This window comes from Nonomuraea recticatena, assembly GCF_039533245.1.
In the GTDB taxonomy this organism is placed as follows: Bacteria; Actinomycetota; Actinomycetes; order Streptosporangiales; family Streptosporangiaceae; genus Nonomuraea; species Nonomuraea roseola.
The window spans coordinates 1-14,098 of record NZ_BAAATE010000059.1; the positions used below are offsets into that span (position 1 = coordinate 1).

14 protein-coding genes and 4 pseudogenes are annotated in these 14,098 nt (G+C 66.1%); 11 read left to right on the forward strand and 7 right to left on the reverse strand.

The annotated features are described in order from the left end of the window. The first annotated feature begins 86 nt into the window (after positions 1-86). From ABFX50_RS48330 to ABFX50_RS48340, 3 genes and pseudogenes are all read left to right on the forward strand, one after another. A complete protein-coding gene (locus tag ABFX50_RS48330; RefSeq protein WP_346157510.1) occupies positions 87-317 on the forward strand; it encodes a hypothetical protein in 231 nt (76 codons plus the stop codon). Between the two features lie 404 nt (positions 318-721). Beyond that, a protein-coding gene (locus ABFX50_RS48335; RefSeq protein ID WP_346157511.1) for an IS3 family transposase occupies positions 722-1,965 on the forward strand; the annotation gives its coding sequence in 2 pieces (ribosomal slippage) (positions 722-1,004 and positions 1,004-1,965; 1,245 coding nt in all). A 287-nt stretch (positions 1,966-2,252) separates the two neighbouring features. After that, positions 2,253-2,857 (forward strand): annotated as a pseudogene (locus tag ABFX50_RS48340) (transposase family protein); the annotation flags it as partial. 426 nt (positions 2,858-3,283) lie between these two features. On the opposite strand, the pseudogene ABFX50_RS48345 reads toward ABFX50_RS48340, so the two are convergent. After that, positions 3,284-3,454 (reverse strand): annotated as a pseudogene (locus ABFX50_RS48345) (IS30 family transposase); the annotation flags it as partial. Positions 3,455-3,696: 242 nt separating this feature from the next. On the opposite strand from ABFX50_RS48345, the gene ABFX50_RS48350 reads away from it, so the two are divergent. Further along, a complete protein-coding gene (locus tag ABFX50_RS48350; RefSeq protein WP_346157513.1) occupies positions 3,697-4,038 on the forward strand; it encodes a hypothetical protein in 342 nt (113 codons plus the stop codon). Here ABFX50_RS48350 and ABFX50_RS48355 read toward each other — a convergent pair. Beyond that, the gene (locus ABFX50_RS48355) at positions 4,035-4,337 is read right to left on the reverse strand and encodes a glycoside hydrolase family 130 protein (protein WP_346157579.1); all 303 of its coding nucleotides are present in this window, start codon (positions 4,335-4,337) and stop codon (positions 4,035-4,037) included. The genes ABFX50_RS48350 and ABFX50_RS48355 overlap by 4 nt on opposite strands. 372 nt (positions 4,338-4,709) lie before the next feature. On the opposite strand from ABFX50_RS48355, the gene ABFX50_RS48360 reads away from it, so the two are divergent. The 3 genes from ABFX50_RS48360 to ABFX50_RS48370 all read left to right on the forward strand — a co-directional run bounded on the left by ABFX50_RS48360 (position 4,710) and on the right by ABFX50_RS48370 (position 6,574). After that, entirely contained in the window at positions 4,710-5,138 is a 429-nt protein-coding gene (locus tag ABFX50_RS48360; protein WP_346157515.1) for a DUF6463 family protein, read from the forward strand. Positions 5,139-5,282: 144 nt separating this feature from the next. Continuing rightward, a complete protein-coding gene (locus ABFX50_RS48365; RefSeq protein ID WP_346157517.1) occupies positions 5,283-5,513 on the forward strand; it encodes an alpha/beta hydrolase in 231 nt (76 codons plus the stop codon). Positions 5,514-5,815: 302 nt separating this feature from the next. Continuing rightward, positions 5,816-6,574: an MFS transporter gene (locus ABFX50_RS48370; protein WP_346157519.1), complete on the forward strand. Its 759-nt coding sequence runs from the start codon at positions 5,816-5,818 to the stop codon at positions 6,572-6,574. A 223-nt stretch (positions 6,575-6,797) separates the two neighbouring features. On the opposite strand, the gene ABFX50_RS48375 is transcribed toward ABFX50_RS48370, so the two are convergent. After that, positions 6,798-7,469 (reverse strand): nitroreductase family protein, encoded by a 672-nt coding sequence (locus tag ABFX50_RS48375; RefSeq protein WP_346157581.1) that lies wholly within the window; start codon positions 7,467-7,469, stop codon positions 6,798-6,800. Between the two features lie 68 nt (positions 7,470-7,537). Between ABFX50_RS48375 and ABFX50_RS48380 the strand changes: the two genes are divergently transcribed. Beyond that, a complete protein-coding gene (locus tag ABFX50_RS48380; protein ID WP_346157523.1) occupies positions 7,538-7,915 on the forward strand; it encodes a winged helix-turn-helix transcriptional regulator in 378 nt (125 codons plus the stop codon). 243 nt (positions 7,916-8,158) lie between these two features. Here the strand turns inward: ABFX50_RS48380 and ABFX50_RS48385 are convergent, their stop codons facing one another. Genes ABFX50_RS48385 through ABFX50_RS48395 form a run of 3 tightly spaced genes read right to left on the reverse strand, consistent with a single transcriptional unit; the run spans position 8,159 to position 9,736 of the window. Further along, positions 8,159-8,725, reverse strand: a complete 567-nt coding sequence (locus tag ABFX50_RS48385) for a YceI family protein (protein WP_346157525.1) — start codon at positions 8,723-8,725, stop codon at positions 8,159-8,161. A gap of 14 nt (positions 8,726-8,739) precedes the next feature. After that, positions 8,740-9,312, reverse strand: a complete 573-nt coding sequence (locus ABFX50_RS48390; RefSeq protein ID WP_346157583.1) for a dihydrofolate reductase family protein — start codon at positions 9,310-9,312, stop codon at positions 8,740-8,742. After that, complete coding sequence (locus tag ABFX50_RS48395) at positions 9,305-9,736, reverse strand: VOC family protein (protein WP_346157528.1); 432 nt, start codon at positions 9,734-9,736, stop codon at positions 9,305-9,307. The genes ABFX50_RS48390 and ABFX50_RS48395 overlap by 8 nt, the downstream gene beginning before the upstream one ends. Positions 9,737-9,822: 86 nt before the next feature. On the opposite strand from ABFX50_RS48395, the gene ABFX50_RS48400 reads away from it, so the two are divergent. Next, a complete protein-coding gene (locus ABFX50_RS48400; RefSeq protein WP_346157529.1) occupies positions 9,823-10,953 on the forward strand; it encodes a helix-turn-helix transcriptional regulator in 1,131 nt (376 codons plus the stop codon). Positions 10,954-11,227: 274 nt separating this feature from the next. Here ABFX50_RS48400 and ABFX50_RS48405 read toward each other — a convergent pair. After that, a pseudogene (locus ABFX50_RS48405) lies at positions 11,228-11,419 on the reverse strand (transposase family protein); the annotation flags it as partial. A gap of 79 nt (positions 11,420-11,498) precedes the next feature. Here ABFX50_RS48405 and ABFX50_RS48410 point away from each other — a divergent pair. After that, positions 11,499-12,551 (forward strand): integrase core domain-containing protein, encoded by a 1,053-nt coding sequence (locus ABFX50_RS48410; RefSeq protein WP_346157532.1) that lies wholly within the window; start codon positions 11,499-11,501, stop codon positions 12,549-12,551. A 50-nt stretch (positions 12,552-12,601) separates the two neighbouring features. Next, positions 12,602-13,938: pseudogene (locus ABFX50_RS48420) on the forward strand (IS701 family transposase). The last annotated feature ends 160 nt before the right edge of the window (positions 13,939-14,098 follow it).

Below are 14,098 nucleotides of genomic sequence, written 5' to 3' on the forward strand. Positions count from 1 at the left end.
GGTGGATAGTTCTTCATCCCCAACGGGACACTCTCCCGATCTCCCCGAACCAGCAAGGTCCAGGGTCTCAGGTGTCCAGTCCTCGGGTGGAACGCCCCGGCTCCTCCTGGATCAACCAGGTCGAGCGCTGGTTCGGCTACCTGACCGAGCAATTGATCCGCCGCGGTGTCCACAAGAGCGTCCAGGCGTTGGAGAAGGACATCCGCGCCTGGATGGGCCAGTGGAACGACGATCCCAAGCCGTTCATCTGGACCAAAACCGCCGAAGAGATCCTCGAATCCCTCGCTAAATATTGCCGACGAATTTCAGGCGCATGACACTAGGAAGACAAAGCCCAAGCTGCCTGGACACAGGTGACAGCGTGGACAGCTAAGCGATTGACCAGCTCATGCTGCCTAGGCAGCGTACCTAACTGCTGACAGCCGTTGACTAGCGTTGACGCTCTGGACGTCTGTCACCCGCGTCACCGGGCGTCAACCCTGTTCCCCGCCGCTCAAATCCACGTCTCAGATAGACGGCGGCCGCCTACGTCAACGATGTCATCCCTGTCAGCGTCAAGACGCCCCATTCCCGAGCCAGAAAGTACGTCAGGCGGGATATCTGCGGTACGGATGATCTGCTGTGGGCCGATGAAGCGGGAGGTAACAAGAACACCGGCATCATGGGCACGGTGAAGCGCTCCGGCTTCGTTGGAGGCTCGTTCCCTTGAGAGGATCGAGTCATGGCAGCCAAGTCCCCCTACCCGGCCGAGCTGCGTAAGCGCGCGGTGCGGATGGTCGCCGAGGTCCGCCCGGACTACCCGACCGAGTGGGCCGCGATCAACGCGGTCGCCGCCAAGCTCGGCATCGGCACCGCCGAGACGCTGCGCAAGTGGGTCCGCCAAGCCCAGATCGACGAAGGCACACGTCCGGGCGCCACCACCGATGAATCGGCCGAGTTGAAGCGGCTGCGGCGGGAGAACGCCGAGCTGCGCCGGGCCAACGAGATCCTGAAGGCCGCCTCGGCTTTCTTCGCGGCCGAGCTCGACCGGCCACACATGCACTCGTGACCTTCATCGACGAACACCGCGAGCTGTTCGGTGTCGAGCCGATCTGCCACGTGCTGACCGAGTACGGCCTTGCCATCTCGCCCAGCACCTACTACGCCGCCAAGAACAGGCCGCCATCGGCCCGAGCGATCCGCGACGCCGAGCTGGACGACCACATCCGGCGCATCCACACCACCAACTACGGCGTCTACGGCGCTCGGAAGGTCTGGCGGCAGCTGCCGCGCGAGGGCCACCAGGTCGCGCGGTGCACGGTCGAGCGGCGGATGCGTGCCCTGGGCCTGCAAGGAGCCCGCCGCGGCAAGAAGATCCGCACCACTGTGGTCGATCCCGGCCATCAGAGGCCAGCCGATTTGGTCAGGCGGGACTTCACCGCACCCCGGCCGAACACGGTCTGGGTCGCCGACTTCACCTACGTTCACGCCTGGTGCGGCATCGTCTACGTCGCTTTCGTCGTGGATGTGTATTCCCGGGCGATCGTCGGCTGGGCGGCCTCGGTGTCCAAGCGCGCCGGCCTGGTGCTGGACGCCCTGGACATGGCGTTGTGGCGGCGCGAGCGCGCCGGACGCCCCGCCGGGCCGGGTCTGGTTCATCATTCGGACGCCGGCAGCCAGTACACCTGTTTCCGCTTCACCGCCCACCTGATGACCGCGGGCATCGACGCCTCCATCGGCACGGTCGGGGACGCGCTGGACAACGCGCTGATGGAATCGCAGATCGGCCTCTACAAGACCGAGCTGATCAAATCCCGCGGGCCCTGGCGCAGCCTGGCCGAAGTGGAACTGGCCACCGCCGAATGGGTCGAGTGGTTCAACACGACCCGCCTGCACACCTCGATCGGCAACATCCCGCCGCAGGAGTACGAAGCCCTCTACTACGCTCAACACCAGCCCAACGAGACCGTTGGAATCAACCCCTGAGCTCTCCATCAAAGCCGGGGCGGTTCACGGTGAAGCGCATGACTCGCCGACATCTTCGAGCAGCCAAGGGGTCGCACACAGCTTTCCGGTGCGATGCCGCAGATATAGAGATTCGTCCAACCATGGCGCCGGACAAGATCTGTCCCCTCAGCATTGAACAGGCTATGAGCTCTTTCCATCCTGACGGCGCAGGTCGCGATGGGTTTGCGCGCAGAAGTGGCGGATGAGAGGAGGCTCCCGGTAAGACAGCAGTCGACCAAGACCCGATGCCCCAACCGGGAGCCTCGTTGCTGTCTTATCGTGCCTCGATTCCGCTGTCCAACCACGCCCTGGTCCGCCTGGCCGAGCTCATCCGGACGCGGCGTATCGAACGCCGCTGCCGATGGCGGCGGTTAGACCCGACCCGGCAAGCGCTCCTGGTTCTGGCCCACCTGCGCAACGGCGATACCTACGCCCGTCTGGCCGCCGGCTTCCCCATCGGCACCATCACGGCCTGGCGCTACATCCGTGAAAGCGTCGACCTTCTGGCCACTCTGGCCGACGACGTGCACGCCGCCGTGAAGCGCGCATCCCAACTGGCCTACACCATCGTGGACGGCACGCTCATTCCTATCGATCGCGTCGCCGACGAGCGGCCGTACTACAGCGGGAAACACAAACAGCACGGGATGAACGTCCAACTGCTGGCCGATCCTGTGGGACGGCTGGTGTGGGCCTCACCTGCTCTGCCGGGCGCCACGACGTGACCGCGGCCCGGACGGTTGGCCTGATCGACGCCCTGGCCAGCGTCGGCGTGAAGACTTTCGCGGATAAGGGCTACCAGGGCGCAGGCGGCACGATCCGCACGCCGTTCAAACGGCACCGCCATCGACCCTGGCTGTCACGCGCCCAGACATCGCGGACCACTCCGCGGCGTGCGCCGAGGGACTCGGAACCATTCCGCAAACCCCCGAAACCTCCTGCCCCACCTGGGGAAATGCGTCCAAGAGCATTCCGCGTATGTTCCACGTCCACTGGCATACGGCTGCATCTGACTACCCGCGGCTGCATGAGCTGTGCCAGCCGCACACATAGCGTCGGTTCCTCCTGTGCTGGGGTGGCTTCGGTGTCGGGCCGTGACGGAACCTGTCGGCACGTTCTGGGACGGACGAGCACGGACGGAGCACGGGCCGCCCCGCGATGCCGTTGCCCAGGGCCGCCGCTGGGTATCGGAGGCAGGCCAACTGCGCTGGTGGCGTCTGCGTGATTCGGGTGTAACGACAGGGGGCAACGGCGCCTACCGTGTGGTCCGGCAACAGGGCCCATCCCAGCGTTCGTAGAAGAACACTTGAAGGCCAGTGTCGATGCGCAGTCGGGCGTGCTGGGCCATCTCGGCGCCTTGGTCCCAGGTCAGCGACTGGCGCAGCTCCTCGGAAAGCGTAGTGATTGCTGAGGCGATCGCGTTCCGGACGGCCTCGGCGCCATGCCTGGCCAATGCAGGACCATTCTTAACCCCTTCTACCGCTCGCGCGAGATCGGCAAGGCCCGCAAGGTATCCGCCTGCCCAACGGCGAACTCCGCAGCGACCTTGACACCTGGCTCGAACCGATCATTTGTGGGGTGCCAGGGTAGGTCCTTAGCCGCAGCCAGCCGGAGGAGTCTGGGTGCGCGATGTGTTCCGTTACGATGCGACTCAGGTGCTGAGTGTTTCCCTTCGAGGGCGTCAGCCACTATCTGAGAGCGAGACGCGACATGAGTAGTGCTCGCAAGAACGACGATCAACACGCCATGGGGCCCGGCCAGAGGAACGAGGCCGATGAACGGGCCGAGCATGCGGCCAACGCGCAGTGGCTCAAGGACAACCCGGCCGCGATGCCGCAGGTGAGCGCGGGCCGATGGGCCGTGTACGACCGCGCCGGTCATCTGTGCGGTCACCTCGTCGGCAACGGCCCGACCCGCGATACTCGTTTCAAGGCGATCGTCGCCGCCAGCGAGGGGATGCCGGCCGATGGTGTGCCGGATGGCTACGGCATCACCCTGCACGATGCGGGGGCGCACCTCCTCGACGCCGTCATACGCGGCGAGAGCCTCTAGCGTGGTGGACGTATGGCCTCGATGAGGGTGGTGACCGGCGCACGGGCGAATCCGGTGCGGGTGTCGCTCGCCCCGTAGGGCAGCCATACGGCATCGGCGTGTAGCAGGGCTTCACAGGAGTACACGACATGGGGGACGTAGCCTTCGCGTTCGGTGCCGCTGGCGGTGAGGAGCGTGTCGGCGAGTTCGGCGATGACGCGGTACGGCTGGTGGGAGTAGAGCAGCAGGGCGCCCATGGCGTAGTCGCGCGTGGGGCCGACGCCATGGGTCAGGACAAGCCAGCCGAATCCGGTCTCGATGGGTGATCCTGTGGATGCCGAGAACTGGTCACCTGCTCTGACCTGGCATGCGTCCCTCGGACAGCGGCGGTATACGAGGTGCTGTCAATTCCCGTCCGGCATGTTGATCGTCGTGGCCTTCCGTCCGATCTATCTGATCTTCGCTCGGCTGTGTGCCTGGCTCGTTCTGCTCGGCAGATCTGCTGCAGCTAAGGATGTCGAGATCTTGGTGCTAGGCCACCAGGTGGCTGTCCTTGAGCGGCAGGTGAAGCGGCCTGGGCGGACCGGGCGATCCCGTAGGCGCCGCACCTGTACGCCCCTCCCCGTAGAGAGGGAGCCGCATCCCTCCTGCGGGGGAGTACACCAGGCCGTGGCGCAGAAATGCTTGCTGCCATGAGCACCGCTCCCGCAGCCCACCCACCGGTATTGTCCGCACGCCCGAGCCGGCTCACGATCTGGGCCGGCCGAACCATGATCCTGATCGCCGTGGCACACACCGCTGTGTTCGCCCGCCTCGCCCCCTGGTCCAGCTGGCTCGCCGGGGACCTCCGCAACCGCACCGCGGACAGCGACTCGATGGCGACGTTCTGGGCGCTGCCCGGCGGGTTCGTCGTGGTGCTGGCGCTGCTCGGGCTCCTGCTGGGGCGGGCCGGGCGGCAGGGACAGCACGTTCCCGGGTATGTCGGCTGGGTGTTCCTCGCCTGGGGAGCGCTGGGCGTCAGCCTGATCGGACCGAGCGGATTCCTTACCACAGCCATCCCTGCCGGGCTGCTCATCGCGGCGAACCTCACCGCCAGACGAGACCCTCGCAGCCGGACCTGAGCAGGCCCCGCCGCTCGAGGTTGGCGGCCGAGGCCCACCCGACGGCGACCGGATCACCGGTCGCGCATGGCCAGGGACACAGTCACGGTCCTGAGCGCGATGTGTACGGAGTCCTCAGGGTCACGGCGGTGATCCTCGCAGGCGGTGCTGCTCACGTACGAGGGCTGGGGGCACCGTATCTACGGCAAGGACAAGTGCCAGACGGACATTTTCGACGAATACTTGATCTCGCTGAAGGTGCCGCCGCACGGCACGCGCTGCGCCGTGGGCACGGCTGAGGAGAGCGTGCTCAGGCAGCAGACACGGTCCCAGACGTGGCCGACCGGCTCGAACCACTGGGCGGCCGGCCCGGTCGCGGCCCGGCCCCTCTCCTGACTCCAGAGGCGGACCTCCGCCCGGGCGGTTCATCCGGGTGAGATTCGTGCGGCCATCGAGTGGGTGTCGTTGAACCACGGCGAGTCCGGTGGTTCAACGACACCCTGGGACGAGGGTGTCGGTCACTACAACGGCCACCCGATCAAGACGCACAGGTGGTGGCGCCGATGGAAGGCCGGATCGAACGCCGCAAGATGCTCGGCGGCGCGATCAACGAGTACCGCCGAGCCGCATAAGCCGGGCGGAGAAACACCAGCTCAGACCGTACATGCGAGTTGTGAAGCAGTACAGGCCTGCTCGCCGTGATCTACGCGGTCATCGAGAGGAGCGTCCCCTCGGCCGTCGTCGGCGCGCTGCTGCTGGCCGCGTTCTGGGTGATCGAACTGCGATCGCCTGCGCCGCTCGCCCCGGTGTTCATCCTCAGGCGGCACACGGTGAAGTGGGGCAACTACGCCGGGTTCGTGGTCTTCGCCATGGAGACCTCCATGATCTTCCTGATGACGCTCTACCTGCAGAAGACGCTGGGCTTCTCCGCGCTGGCCACCGGCCTGATCTTCGGCGTCCCCGGTCTGGCGGACGTGGCCGCGGGGGTGCTCGCCGGCCGGTTCATCGGGCGCTCCGGCAGTCGCAGGCTCCTGACCGCGGGCCTGGCCGTGCAGGGCCTGGCGACGCTTCCCCTGGTGTTCCTCGGCACTGACCGCACGGCGCTCGCCATCCTCGTCCCCGCGCTGTTCATCGGCTTCTTCGGGCACGTCACCTCCATCGTGGCGTACACGGTGACCGCGACCTCGGGCCTGCCGAACGAGGAACAGGGCCTGGCCACAGGCCCGGCCTCGATGACCCAGCAAGTGGCCATCACGGTCGGCATCCCGATCCTGACCGCCGTCGCCGCGACGCAGAGCGTGGAACTGACCGGCATCCGCCTCGCACTAACCGTGAACGTGGTCGTGACGCTCCTCAGCGTGGCCTTCATCTGGTTCGGCCTCCGACCACGCGTCGGGACGGCAACCGCCCCGGCATGGAAGGAACCCGAGAAGGACCTGGCCACGTCGTCGGACTGAGCTCACGGTATCGACAGCGGACGCCGATCCTCCCGCTGGTTCGTCCCCGAGCAGGACTGCCAGTCGAGTGCATCGCTTCACAGGCGCGCTCTTCGCCCTGGTCGCCCTGATGGCGGAGCGATGGGATTCGTCGGGCTGATGTTGCCGCACCAGCATCGGTGCGATCGCCGCGTAGAGGGGAGATCATCCACTGCATTGATCCACTGCCTTGCCCGGCCGATGCCTACTCAACACGAGTCGCATTCCTGGACGATCTGTAGGACTCGTGGAAGACGTTGCGTTCCTGGGCCCGACGACCGGGGTGGCGTCGTTCCTCTGCCGGATAGCCGACGGACATGAGCAGCGCGATTGCCAGGTCGTCGCGATCGCCGATGCCGATCGCCTCCTTCACCTTGGTCTCGTCCCAGCCATTCATCGGCGAGGTGGCAAGTCCCATCTCCGTGGCGGCGAGCATCACGTAACTGGCCGCGATCATCGCGTCCTTGACCGCGTACTCCCGCAGCAGGCCACGCTCCTCGAGATCTGTCTGGAACGCCTGCGACGCTGCGGAGAACATCGTGACGAACTCCTCGTTCCACGCTCCACTGCGGCGGGCCTGGTCGTAAACGTCGCTGTGGTCGTCGCGCCAGGACAGTGGCTCGGCCACGAAGACCAGCATGAGCGGCGCTTCCTGTGGCTGGGGCTGACCGCCGGTGGCCCAGGCCAGAGCCTCACGACCTTCGTCGCTGGCGACGGCGACGATGGACCGGTCCTGGAGGTTCCAACTGGTGGGTGCCTCGATGGCGAGAGCGAGGAGTGTGTCGAGGGTGGCCGCGGGGATCGGATCGGGGCGGTAGTGGCGGACGGTGCGGCGGGTGCGAATGGCTTTGGCGACAGACATGGTGTGAGACGTCATGCCACTCACTATTGGAGAGTGGCTCTCCATATGGAAGAGGGTACTAATTTGTGCGTTACTCTCCCTTCATGGAGACCTTCGTGGAGTCCTCCGGGCTGCCGGCCGACGCCTTCTCGGCGAAGTGCCCGACCCGCCAGGTGCTTGACCACATCGCAGGCAAGTGGACGGTCCTCGTCGTGGACGCCCTCCTCGAGGGCACTATGCGCTACACCGACCTGAGCCGCCGCATCGAGGGCGTCTCACAGAAGATGCTCACCCAGACCCTGCGCAGTCTCGAAGCCGACGGGTTCGTCACCCGCACCGTCCACCCCACCATCCCGCCCCGGGTCGACTACGACCTCACTTCCCTTGGCCGCAGCCTCGCCGAGCCCATCACCGCGCTCCGGCAGTGGACGGAAACCCACATCAACGAGATCGAACAAGCCCGAAGCCGACACAACCCCTGACCTAAGGCGTGTACAGACTGCGGATCTTTAGATGGGTTGAAGGCTTCGGATCCACATCATGGCTCCGCATAGATGGAGACTGGCGAGGTAGCTGTCCCAATCCACGCCGAACCCGCAGGCCCTCCCTCATTTCAACCACATCGGGCTCGTGTCCTAGGGGCACTCAACCTCTGTGGTCATTACACCTAGCTAATCACCCGGCACGGCATGTGAACCATTGCGGATCCAGAGCTTTGGTCAACATCAGACTGTGGGTTCGAGTACGGCTTGGATGTCGAGCTGGACGGTGACCTTGTCGCCGACGACGACCTTCTGGCCTTCTCCAGGAGCGCCTACGCCGAAGTCAGACCGGCGGATCGTCGTCGTTGCCGAAATCCCGATCCGCTGCTCGCCCTGCAGCCCGGTCTCATCGAGGCCGAGGAACTCGACTTCCATGGCGACGTCGCGCGTGATGCCGCGGATCGTTAGCTTTCCGCAGAGCTCGAGCTGTCCGTCGTTCACGGTCAGCCCGGTACCTTCAAAGATCATATCGGGATACCGGTCGATGTCGAAGAAGTTGGCGGACCGGAGGTCGTCGTCACGCATCCGGACTCCGGTGTTCACCGAGTTCATTGCGATCGTGGCGGTCGCGGAGCAGTCGCTTGGCCGTTCGGCGGTCGTCACGAAGCCGGTGAACTCCTCGAAGGTTCCGCGTACCTTGCCCATCAGATGGCGAACCGAGAACCCGATGGCGCTGTGCGCCGGATCGATGATCCAGGTCCCCGCGGGGACCTCATCAAGAGCGTCTATCTCCAGCAGTGTGGCAGCCATGGCTGTTCTCCTCTTCAATGGACTATGCGGTATCGCAGGTGTGTGGCGTCGCGACCCTGGAGCCGACGGACCGGCTCCAGCTCGATGTGACCGAGTCCCGTCGCCTCGAACAGCCGGCGGCCACCACCCAGCAGCACAGGGACAATGTGCAGCTCGAGTTCGTCGAGCTGACCGGCTGCCAGCAACGCCTGCGCGGCACCTGCGCCATGCACCAGCACCGCACGGTCTCGCGCTGCTTGTCGGGCCTCGGCGGCGCACACGTTGACGTCGGTGTAGAACTTCGCGCTGCCAGGTGGCACATCACCTTCGTCGACGTGGTGGGTCAGCACGTGGATCGGCACGCCGTCGTGATGGTCGCCTTGCCACCTATCCGCCAGCTCGAACGTGCGGCGTCCCGAGATCACGGCGCCGGTGGCCATGGCCTCGCGGTATACCTGCCCGTCGATCCCGGCGGACATCCGATCGTCAAGCCAGTTGAACAGCCGCCCACCGTCGCGTCCGAGTTCCTGGCCCTTACGGTCGTCCGGTCCGGCGATGAAGCCGTCGACGGACATGGCCATGTACAGCCGGAGCGGCGCCTCACCCATCGGATTCACCCCTCTCCTCCGGCCAATCGGCTGCGGTCATGCCATCGGCGTGGCCGGGAGGCCACTGGACGAGTTCGATCCGGCGGCCGTCCGGGTCGGCGATAAACGTCGTCTCCAGCCCGTCCTCACTTTTCTGGCCCGGGTCGACCGGCTCGATCCCATGTGAGGCAAGGGCATCCAGCGTGTCCGCCATCGACTCGACCTTCACCACGAGGTGGCTCACATCGGTACCGCGTTCGACCGGTTTCGCGTCGTGAACGAGTTCGACGGTGACGAACTCATCGCCGGGCAACTTGAGCATGGTGAGATGCCCGATTGGCGTGTCGGGCACGCTCCCGACGACCCCGTAGCCGATGGCTTTGTAGAACGCCAGCGAACGCTCGAGGTCGGTCACCCGCAGCCCGATGTGCAATGTCCTCATCATGGCTCCTCCATTTCGTAGGACCAGCGTCCCGTGACCACAGGTTTCGCGGGTATCCCAGATTTCTGGGGGCCCGGCTACGCTGGACCATGGTCTACGCCCAGTCGGTGCGCGAACGGGTCCGCGACGACCTCGTGCGGCTGGTTCACCGCGGGATGTCAGTGCAGTCCTACTGGCGCGCGGTGAGCGATGCCCTGGATGGTGCGGTGCCGTCGGAGGGTTCCTGCCTGATGACCATGGACCCGGCCACCATGCTGCCGACCGCGGAGTTCGTCGAGAACGGGCTGCCCGCGGATTCGATCAGTCGGCTCGTCGACATCGAGTTGCGCGAACCGGACTACACCAAGTGGGTCGACATGGCGCGCGCAGGCACGACGGCGGCGAGCCTGAGCGACGCTACCGCAGGCGAGCTCGACCTCAGCCGCCGTCAGCGAGAGGTCCGACGCCCGGGGGGCTACTCCGACGAGCTTCGGGTCGTCCTCTCCAGCAGCACCGGTACGTGGGGCGCGCTAACCGTGTTCCGCGAGACGGACAGCCCGTACTTCTCGTTGTCCGAGGTTCGGTTCCTTTCATCGCTTACCGGGTTGATCTCGGACGGACTGCGCCGGGCGCTCCTGCTGGATGACGCATGTGCCGACCGCGCAGACACCGGAATGCTCGTGCTGGATCCCGACGACGGTGTCAGCCTTGCCAATCGGGAGGCCGAGCAGTGGATAGACGAACTCGGAATCGGCGAACGAGCCGGCACCAGGCTGCCGCTCGTGATCCGCTCCGTCGCCGGCCAGGCGCGCGCTATCGCCGGCAGGGCGGAAGGGATCGCCGACGTCAGGCTGGCTCGGGCGCGCGTTCGAACCCAGACGGGCCGTTGGGTGATCGTCCGCGCGTCCCTGTTGGGCGAGGGCCTTCTGGCGCCGGTCGCGGTGCTGCTCGAGGCGGCCCGTCCGGCCGAGATGGCACCCTTGCTGGCCGACATGTACGGGCTGACCCAGCGAGAGAGGCAGGTCACCGAACTCGTCGCGCAGGGCCTACCGACCAGCCAGATCGCCAACCGGCTTCACCTGGCGACTTACACCGTTCAGGACCATTTGAAGTCGATCTTCGCCAAGTCCGGCACCGGCTCCCGGGGTGACTTGGTCGCCCGCCTGTTCTTCGACCAGCGCGCCACGTCCCTGACCGCTCTGTCGGCTGTACCGCTTCATAACTCATCGCAGGGTGCTTGATCTGTGACTTTGACCTGCGGAGGTGGTGCGGGCAAGATCGCGGCTTGTGTCGATTCGTCTGCTGTATCTGGTCGTAGTTCGGATCTTCGGCTGGCTGGGTGTTGCTGGGGCGTAGTCAGTCGTCCAAGGACGTCGAGATCATGACGCTCCGGCATGAGGGGGCCGTGTTGAAGCGCCAAGTGCCGATCGGGCGCTCCTGTCGGCGTTAGCCCGCTTCATACCGACGGGGACTGCGAACTCATCGCCTTTCCACCCGGGGCATGTCGGGTACGGAATAGCCCTTCTCTGCGAAGGTCTTGACGCCGGCGCCGGTCAGGGCATCGATCAGACCGACCGTCCGAGAGGCGGCCATGGCAGGGACGGCGCCCGGCAGCGCAGGCGAGGCCCACACCAGCCGGCCCACGGGATCAGCCAGCAGTTGCACGTTCATCCCATGCTGCTTGTGTTTCCCGCTGTAGTACGGCCTGTACCGCGTCAAAACGCAGTCGCGACGCCTCTGAGCTGTGGTTTGACGGGGTCTGCCCCCGAGGACAAGATCACGCCTTGTGTCTGTTCGTCTGCTCTACCTCATTACGGTCCGGGTGTTCGGCTGGCTGATGTTGCTGGGTCGCAGCCAAGCGTCGAAGAACGTGGAGATCCTGGTCCTGCGTCACGAGGTGGCAGTGCTGCGGCGTCAGAACGGACGCCCGAAGCCGGACTGGGCCGACCGGGCCATTCTCGCAGCGTTGGCCCGTTCTTTGCCGGCGATATTACGCGCTCATCGGCTTGTCACCCCGGCGACGTTGCTGACTTGGCACCGGCGTCTGCTGCGAGGGGCCTGGACCTATCCGCCTCGCGGCGGACGGCCAAGGAGGGGCAGGGAGGTCCGGGACTTGATCATTCGCCTGGCGCGCGAGAACCCTGCGTGGGGCTACCGCCGCGTGCAGGGGAAACTGGTGCGGCTCGGCTATCAGGTCAGCGAGGCGACTGTGCGGCGCGTTCTGCGCTCCCGCCGCTTCGGTCCGGCACCTCGAAATTTCGCCACCTCGTGGCGCGCCTTCCTGCGATCGCAGGCCAAGGGGCTTTTGGCGTGCGACTTCTTCCATGTTGACACGGTCTTTCTGAAGCGCCTCTCTGTGTTGTTCGTGATGGAAGTCCACACGCGGCGCGTCCACATCTTGGGTGTGACCTCCCACCCGGCCGGCGCGTGGACCGCTCAGCAGGCCCGCAATCTCTTGATAAACCTCGGCGAGCGAGCGGCGTCGTTCCGCTTCCTCATCCGCGATCGAGACGCCAAGTTCACCGCCGCCTTCGATGAGATCTTCGCCTCCGTGGGTGTCACGGTGCTGAAGACGCCGCCGCGGACACCTCGGGCGAATTGCTATGCCGAGCGGTGGATCCGTACCGTACGCGCCGAGGTCACCGACCGCATGCTGATCTACGGGGAACGTCACCTGCGCGCGGTACTGGACGAGTACATCGATCACTACAACGGCCACCGACCCCACCAGGCGCGCGGGCAACGACCACCCGATCAAGACGAGCAGACTCAGCCGATGCGATCTTGTGACAGGAATACGGCACAACGGGAGCAGCCGCTCATGATCATGTCTGTGTGACGAGAACAAGATCGGGAGCGGCTGCCGGGCTCATCGTAGAGGCCGCCCGGGTGCAGCGGAACCTCAAGGAGCTGATGGGCGCGCTGGCTTCCATGTTCGCCAGGGTCGAGCCGCGGCTGCAGGCCGCCAAGTACATCCGTGCCGTCATGTCCGACCTGCCCAAACGCAACGGCTGGACGATCGCCGAGCAGGCCGGCGACCCAGCCCTGATGCCACCCAGCGGCTGTTGAACCGCGCCAGCTGGGACACCCTGGGCGCGATGAGCGCCATCCGCCGCTTCGCCGTCACCCGCCTGGACGCCGCTGCCCGGCCGGGCGGCCTGAGCGTGGGCGCCTTGGATGAGTCCGGGCAGGAGAAAAAGGGCACAGCCACGGCCGGCGTCAAGCGTCAGCACCTGGGCTGCGCGGGCGGCATCGACAACGGCATCAACCTCGTCCACCTGGCCTACATCCGGGCCGGCGCCGGGCACACGCTGATCGGCTCGCGGCAGTGGATCCCCACCGAGCAGATCAGCGACCCGATCAAGGCGATCACCACCGGCCTGCCCCTGGAGCTGACGTTCGCGACCAAGGGCGAGCTGGCCATCGACCTGCTCACCGACGCCTACGCTGACGGCGTGCGCATGGACTTCGTCGCAGGCGATGAGGTCTATGGCGCCTGCCCCCACCTGCGCGCCTTCCTGGAAGAGCGCGACCAGGCCTACGTGCTGCGCGTGCGCGCCACCTTCGCCCTCACCCTTGGCGGCGGCACGTGCCTGAGCTGCGAGCAGGCCGTGGCCAAGCATCTGAGGCAGAAACGCACGTGGACCATCCGCTCGGCCGGTGACGGCTCCAAGGGGGAACGCACCTATGCCTGGGCCTGGATCGCTACTGCCAGCCGGAGTCACTACCTGCTGGTCCGTAAGCACCGCACGACCGGCGAGTCGGCCTTCCACTACTGCTTCGTCCCCGCCGGCCAACCCGTCACGCTGGCCCGCCTGGTAGCCGCCGCCGGGCTGCGTTGGCCGATTGAGGAGACTTTCGAGTTCGGCAAGGACCTGTTCGGCCTGGACCAGGCTCAGGTCCGCCTTTATGAGGCGATCCTGCGCCACACCGTGCTGGTCATGGCGGCCCTGGCCATCTGTGCGGTAAGCGCTGCGGCCGCCCGGCGCCGCACCGACACCCAGGCCCCGCCACCCACTAGGCCCGACCAGCGGCCACCCGCCGACCCCGGCATGATCCCGCTGACGGTCGCTGAGATCAAGCGCCTATTCAACGCTGCCACCACCCGCACGCCGTCGCTGGAACACACCGCCCACTGGTCAGCTTGGCGCCGTCGCCACCAAGCACGCGCCCGCTGGTTTCACCGCCGCGCCCGTCTGGCCACCGCATACACCCTGCTCAGCTAGCGAATGGCGGCTGCCGTACTAGGAAGCCTGACGGCCACGATGAGTTCCGCAGAACCCACGACATGAGGACGCACAGTAGACCAGCTATGCAGAGTGCCAAGCCTGTACGCCACTGCTTGGCTCGTGCTAACCATGATCTCAATCGCATCGGTCTCCTGGA

What these genes read in the sequence shown, in the direction of transcription:
- ABFX50_RS48350 (WP_346157513.1), top strand. Translation starts at nt 3,697, where the DNA reads ATGAGTAGTGCTCGCAAGAACGACGATCAACACGCCATGGGGCCCGGC.
- ABFX50_RS48360 (WP_346157515.1), top strand. Translation starts at nt 4,710, where the DNA reads ATGAGCACCGCTCCCGCAGCCCACCCACCGGTATTGTCCGCACGCCCG.
- ABFX50_RS48375 (WP_346157581.1), bottom strand. Translation starts at nt 7,469, where the DNA reads ATGACGTCTCACACCATGTCTGTCGCCAAAGCCATTCGCACCCGCCGC.
- ABFX50_RS48380 (WP_346157523.1), top strand. Translation starts at nt 7,538, where the DNA reads ATGGAGACCTTCGTGGAGTCCTCCGGGCTGCCGGCCGACGCCTTCTCG.
- ABFX50_RS48385 (WP_346157525.1), bottom strand. Translation starts at nt 8,725, where the DNA reads ATGGCTGCCACACTGCTGGAGATAGACGCTCTTGATGAGGTCCCCGCG.
- ABFX50_RS48390 (WP_346157583.1), bottom strand. Translation starts at nt 9,312, where the DNA reads ATGGGTGAGGCGCCGCTCCGGCTGTACATGGCCATGTCCGTCGACGGC.
- ABFX50_RS48395 (WP_346157528.1), bottom strand. Translation starts at nt 9,736, where the DNA reads ATGATGAGGACATTGCACATCGGGCTGCGGGTGACCGACCTCGAGCGT.
- ABFX50_RS48400 (WP_346157529.1), top strand. Translation starts at nt 9,823, where the DNA reads ATGGTCTACGCCCAGTCGGTGCGCGAACGGGTCCGCGACGACCTCGTG.